The organism is Streptomyces sp. NPDC060209, assembly GCF_042728155.1.
GTDB lineage: Bacteria > Actinomycetota > Actinomycetes > Streptomycetales > Streptomycetaceae > Streptomyces.
The window spans coordinates 1-6,176 of sequence record NZ_JBHWZS010000425.1; the positions used below are offsets into that span (position 1 = coordinate 1).

4 protein-coding genes are annotated in these 6,176 nt (G+C 71.2%); all 4 read left to right on the forward strand.

Going from position 1 to position 6,176, the window contains the following annotated elements; translation table 11 throughout:
* Positions 1 to 212 precede the first annotated feature (212 nt).
* A complete protein-coding gene (locus ACFWFI_RS40190; RefSeq protein WP_387400494.1) occupies positions 213 to 2,324 on the forward strand; it encodes a phosphocholine-specific phospholipase C in 2,112 nt (703 codons plus the stop codon).
* A 229-nt stretch (positions 2,325 to 2,553) separates the two neighbouring features.
* The gene (locus ACFWFI_RS40195; RefSeq protein ID WP_387400496.1) at positions 2,554 to 4,776 is read left to right on the forward strand and encodes an MMPL family transporter; all 2,223 of its coding nucleotides are present in this window, start codon (positions 2,554 to 2,556) and stop codon (positions 4,774 to 4,776) included.
* 28 nt (positions 4,777 to 4,804) lie between these two features.
* Positions 4,805 to 5,359 carry a GNAT family N-acetyltransferase gene (locus ACFWFI_RS40200; RefSeq protein WP_387400498.1) on the forward strand — a complete coding sequence of 185 codons (555 nt, stop codon included), beginning with the start codon at positions 4,805 to 4,807 and terminating at the stop codon, positions 5,357 to 5,359.
* A 50-nt stretch (positions 5,360 to 5,409) separates the two neighbouring features.
* Positions 5,410 to 6,063 carry a hypothetical protein gene (locus tag ACFWFI_RS40205; protein WP_387400500.1) on the forward strand — a complete coding sequence of 218 codons (654 nt, stop codon included), beginning with the start codon at positions 5,410 to 5,412 and terminating at the stop codon, positions 6,061 to 6,063.
* Positions 6,064 to 6,176: the final 113 nt, after the last annotated feature.

Here is a 6,176-nt window from a genome sequence, read left to right on the forward strand (position 1 = left end):
CTGACCCCCGACACGCCCTGGGGGCGGTGCACCCGTTGACCGGGTGCACCGCCCCATTTGCGCTGCCCGGCTCCTCTGCCGGGCAGCGTCGCCGTCGGCATCGTGCCTTGCGAGCGCCTCTCGGACGTTCACCGCCAAGCCGTACGGCGGTCTTCCCGCCGCCACCCGGCGTGACTAGTTTCCAGGCGTACATACGGAATCGGGAGGCTCACTTGACGACGGACATGTCACGGCGGCGGCTCTTCGCGCTCGGGGGCGGCGCGCTCGGCGCAGCGGCGGCGGGATCCTTCCTGCCCCCGTCGCTCCAGGCGGCGATCGCCGCACAGCCCGCGGCCGAGCGGTCCGGTGGTGCGGGGCTGGACGCCATCGAACACGTGGTGATCCTGATGCAGGAGAACCGTTCCTTCGATCATTACTTCGGAACCCTGCGCGGAGTGCGCGGCTTCGGTGACCGCAACGCCATCGAACTCCCCTCCGGCAGGCCCGTCTTCGAGCAGCCGGGAGCAGCGGGTGCCACCGTCCTGCCGTTCCCCGTGCGCGAGGCCGCGGAAGCACAGAAGAAGGACCTGCAGTACATCGGCGCCCTCGACCACTCCTGGAACGGTGGCGCCAAGGCCTGGGCGGACGGCTGGATGAACGGCTGGGTCACCGCGAAGACCGCCGCGACCATGGCGTACTACGACCGCGGCGACATCCCGCTGCACTACGAACTCGCCGACACCTTCACGGTCTGCGACGCCTACCACTCCTCGATCCACAGCTCCACCAGCCCGAACCGCAACCACCTGTGGAGCGGCAGGACGGGCGACGAGGCCGACGGCAGGCGGGCCGTGGGCAACGACGCTTACGACGAGGGCACACACCCCGGATACGACTGGGGCACGTATGCCGAGCGGCTGGAGAAGGCCGGGCGGAGCTGGAAGACGTACACCGAGTGGGAGAACTTCACCGACAACCAGATCGAGTTCTTCGCCACCTTCAAGGCCGTCGCCCGTAAGGCGCTGACAAGGACCGGCGGCCACACCTACATGGAGTCCTTCTACGCCACCGTGCGTGAGGCGGACGGGGCGGGTGAGCGGGAGCGGCTGCTGGGCCTGCTCGACGAGGGCGTCGCCGCTCTGACGGCTGCCGAGCGCAGTCTGTTCGAGCGGGGGCTGCGACGGGTGGAGACGGGCACGCTCGCCGACGAGTTCGCCCGGGACGTGGCGGAGGGGAAACTGCCCGAGGTCTCCTACCTGGTCCCGTCGGCGGTGGACTCCGAGCACCCGAGCGTCTCCTCGCCGGTGCACAGCGCGACGATCGTCTACAAGGTCCTGGACGCGCTCGGCAGGCATCCCGATGTGTGGCGGCGGACCGTCGTCCTCATCAACTACGACGAGAACGACGGCTTCTTCGACCACGTGCCGCCACCGGTCGCCCCCGCGGAGGTGACCGAGGAGTACTGGGAGGGCAGGCCCACGGGGCTGGGGGTGCGGGTGCCCATGCTGGTCGTCTCCCCGTGGTCGGTCGGCGGATACGTCTGCTCCGAGGTCTTCGACCACACCTCCGTGATCCGCCTCCTGGAGCGCTGGACAGGGGTGAGGGAGCCGAACATCGGTGACTGGCGGCGCCAGGTCACCGGCGACCTCACCTCGGCCTTCGACTTCACCCGCGCGCGGCGGCAGCCGGAGACCGAGCGCCCCGCCGCGATCCCGCCGTTCGGCGGACGCTGGCAGCCGAAGCCGCCGGCTGTCCAGCACATGCCCGTCCAGGAGACGGGCACCCGCCCGGCACGGCCCCTGCCCTACCAGTCCGACGCGCAGGCGAAGCGTGTGGACGAAGGGCTGCGGGTGACGCTCAGCAACTCCGGCAGGTCCTCCGCGCACTTCACGCTCTACCCCTACGCCCAGGAGTTCGCCGCTCCGCAGCACCGGGACGTCAGGGGCACGGCACGGTGGACGGTGCCGCTGGCCGGCGAGGGCTACCGCTTCACGGTCACCGGGCCGAACGGCTTCCGGCGGGAGTTCGAAGGAGCCGCCGACGGCGCCGCCGAACTCTCCTCCCGTATCGACGCCCATGAGCGGGACCTGCACCTCACGCTCCGCAACAACGGCAGGCGGACACTGACCTTCACCGTGCGGCCCCTCGGATACGTCGACGAGGACGACCTGCGGGACTGGAGCCGGACCGTCAAGGTCAAGCCGGGGCGCAGCCGTACGGTCGTGCATTCGGCGGCCGACGCCCACGGCTGGTACGACCTCGCGGTGACCGCGGACGAGGCGGGCTCCTTCCGGCGCCGGCTGATGGGCCACATCGAGAACGGCAGGGCGAGCGTCTCCGGCTGACGGGCAGGGGGCGGGCAGGGGGCGGGCCGGAGAAGGGCGAAGGGCGGGCGGGGCTCGGCGGTGAGGCGCCGGGCGTGTGGCCGAGGCGGAAGTCAAGCCATGTGACCATGACCACGAAAGCGGCAAAAGGTCAGGAACGGCTGACAGAGTGAGGCTCTCAGGTCATGTGACTTCGTGGGATCTTCCCCTTATATCCCCCTACGGTCCACGAACCCCAGGAGCGAGTCCGTTGGCCGCCATCGCACGCTGGTGTCTCAGGCACCGCCTCGCCGCCGTCCTCATCTGGCTTTCCGTCCTCGGGGGAGTGGCCACCGCCGCGGGGTTCGCGGGTTCCGCGTACTCCAACGACTACGAGGTGCCGGGCACCGAGTCGGGCCGCGCGGGCGAGCTCCTGCAAGCGGGGTTCAAGGACCTCGGCGGTGACACCGGCACCGTCGTCTGGCACTCCTCGGACGCCGGTGTCCGCGACGCCGGCGTCGAGCGGACGATGACCAGGACGCTGCACACGATCGGCTCCCTGCCCGGCGTCGGCGACGTCACCGGGCCGTACGGGCCGGCGTCCCAGGGGCAGATCAGCGCGGACGGACGCACCGCCTACGCGACGGTCACCTTCGACCACCGGGCCGGCGAGATCCCGCCGGAACAGGCGCAGGCCGTCGTCGACACCGCACAGCAAGCCGCGGGCGAAGGGCTCCGGATCGAGCTCGGCGGCACCGCCGTCGCCGCGACCGAAGCGCCCACCCTCCATCTGAGCGAGGCCGTCGGGGTGGCCGTCGCCGCGGTCGTCCTCTTCCTCGCCTTCGGCTCGCTCGCCGCGAGCCTGCTGCCCATCGCCACCGCCCTCGTCTCCGTCGGCACGGCGTACGCAGGCATCGTGCTGCTCGGCCATGTCATGACCGTCGCCGACTTCGCGCCGATGCTGGGCATGCTCATCGGGCTCGGCGTCGGCATCGACTACGCCCTCTTCATCGTCACCCGGCACCGGCGAGGGCTGCGGCACGGCCTGTCCGTGCACGAAGCGGCGCAGAACGCCGTCGTGACGACGGGGCGCGCCGTCGTCTTCGCCGGAGCCACCGTCTGCGTCGCGCTGCTCGGCATGCTGGTCCTGCGCCTCGGCTTCCTCAACGGTGTCGCGATCGCCGCCTCCCTCACGGTGGTGCTGACCGTCGCGGCCTCCGTGACCCTGCTGCCCGCCCTGCTCTCCCTCATAGGTATGCGCGCCCTGAGCCGTCGTGAACGCGCGCGGCTCGCCGAACACGGGCCGCAGAGCGAGCGGGCCACCGGTTTCGCCGCCCGGTGGTCGGCCTTCGTGGAGCGGCGCCCCCGGCTGCTGGGAGCGGTCGCCGCCGCCGTCATGGCGGTGCTCGCGATTCCCACTCTCTCCCTGCACCTGGGCACTTCCGACCAGGGCAACAACCCCGCAACGGCCACCACCCGTCAGGCTTACGACCTGTTGGCCGACGGGTTCGGCCCCGGCGTCAACGGGCCGCTGACGATAGCCGCCCACCTCGACGGAGCCGACGACCGGCTCGCCCTGGACGGCCTGCCCGCCGTGCTGCGGGGCACCGACGGCGTCGCCTCGGTGAGCCCGCTCACGTACAACGGCAGTGGAGACACCGCGTTCCTCACCGTCGTCCCCGAGTCCGCGCCGCAGTCGCAGCGGACCAGCGAGCTCGTCGACCGGCTGCGTCACGACGTCCTGCCGCCCATGGGGGACACCACCTCGCTCCAGATCCATGTGGGCGGGGTGACGGCCAGTTACGACGACTTCGCGGAGATCATCATCGGCAAACTGCCGCTCTTCGTCGGGGTGGTCATCGGGCTCGGCTGTCTGCTCCTGCTGCTGGCGTTCCGCTCGCTCGCCGTTCCCCTCAAGGCCGCCGTGATGAACGTGGCCGCCGTCGCCGCCTCCTTCGGCGTCGTCGTCGCGGTCTTCCAGTGGGGATGGGGGAGCGAGCTGCTCGGACTCGGCAGCGCGGGCCCCATCGAGCCCTTCCTCCCGGTGATCATGGTCTCGGTGCTCTTCGGGCTGTCGATGGACTACCAGGTCTTCCTCGTCGGCCGGATGTACGAGGAGTGGCTCGAGACCGGGGACAACCGCCGATCCGTACGGGTGGGGCTCGCCGAGACCGGCCGGGTGATCAACTCGGCCGCGGTGATCATGATCTCGGTCTTCCTCGCCTTCGTGCTCAGCGGCGACCGGGTCATCGCCATGTTCGGCATCGCGCTGGCCGCCGCAGTCGCACTCGACGCCTTCGTCCTGCGCACCCTGCTGGTGCCCGCGCTGATGCACATGCTCGGAGGCGCGAACTGGTGGCTGCCCGCGCGGCTGGACCGGCTGCTTCCGCGCATCAGCATCGAGCCCCCGGACCGCTCGGCCCCGCGTGCGAAAATCCCGGGAGAGCGCGCAGGTGACGAGGCCTTGGCCGCCGCCCCGCAGCGCGTTCACTGAGCCATCACGAAGACGGAGGAGACGCACTGTGTTCACGGTGTCACTGGGGGACGACGGGGCGGAGCTCCGCCCGCTCGAGCCCTGGCAGGCGGAGGAATTCCTGGCCCACATGGACCGGGCGCGCGCCCTGGTCGACCCCTGGATCCCGTTCGCCGCGGCCGCCACGGACCTCACCTCCGCGCGGGCGCTGCTCCAGCGGTACGCGGACAAGCAGGCGGCCGACACCGGCCGGCTCTACGGCATCTGGCTGGACGGCACGCTGGTCGGTGGCGTCCTCTTCCGGATATTCGAGGCGGAGACCGGCAACTGCGAGATCGGCTGCTGGCTGGAGGCCGCGGCTGAGGGCCGGGGCCTGGTGAGCCGCGCGTCACGGAAGCTGATCGACTGGGCCGTCGACGTGCGCGGCATGCACCGGGTGGAGTGGATCGCCTCCTCCGCCAACAGGCGCAGCGTCGCGGTGGCCGAGCGGCTCGGTATGACCCGCGAGGGTGTGCTGCGCGAGGCATATCCGTACCGCGGCAAGCGCCATGACGAGGAGATCTGGGCCGTCCTGGCCCCCGACTGGCGTACGGGACGGGGCTGAGGCGCCCAGTGTTAAGGAGGTTCTCATACGGGACCCCTAGCGTGCGGCGCATGAACACCTCCTCCTCCACTACGACCACCGACGACATCGAAGAGAAGAAGGCGGCGGACGGGACCGCCGCCGCACCGGACGTGACGAAGAAGGCCGCCACCGAGGAAGACGCCGTTCCGCACGACGTCGCACCGGGCGTGACCTCGTCCGACGTGACCGCGATGGACGTGGCCGCGACGGACGCGGCCGCGGAGGACGGCCTGGAGGTCGACCTGGAGCCGGACCCCTACGCCGATGCCGAAGCGGCGGCGTCCGCCGGGGTCGGGACCGGAGCCGCGGCCGTGGTGGCCGCCGGGCTCGGCATCGTCTCGCTCTCGGGCGCGTGGACCGGCCGCGTCGCCGCCGAGCGCGAGACCCTGATGGGCCAGATCAAGACCTCCGGCGGTGGCAGCGCCGCCCAGCAGATCTCCGAGATCTACGGAGACGCCTGGCACAGCACCGCCCTCGTCAACGGGCTCTTCGCGCTGCTCGCGCTGATCGTCGGCGTCTTCGTCCTGGTCCGGCCCGCCTTCGGTACTCCCTCCATCCGTCCGCAGGCAGGCTGGGTCCGCTCCGTCGCCGTGGCGGGCATCTCGCTCGGTGTGCTCGGCCTGCTGATCTCCGTGGCCATGTACTTCGACCTCGTCGTCGCCCTGCCCTCCGCCGCGGGCTGAGGCCCCGGGGGCAGCCGACTAAGGCATCCGTCGCACGGGCCTAAGGCCCCCCACCCGCAGAGATGCGGCACTCGCCCGATGTGGCGGCACCCCCTGGCGTACGAGAGTGGGGG

Excerpts from the sequence above, each read along its gene's own strand:
- ACFWFI_RS40205 (WP_387400500.1), top strand. The coding sequence starts at position 5,410 with ATGAACACCTCCTCCTCCACTACGACCACCGACGACATCGAAGAGAAG.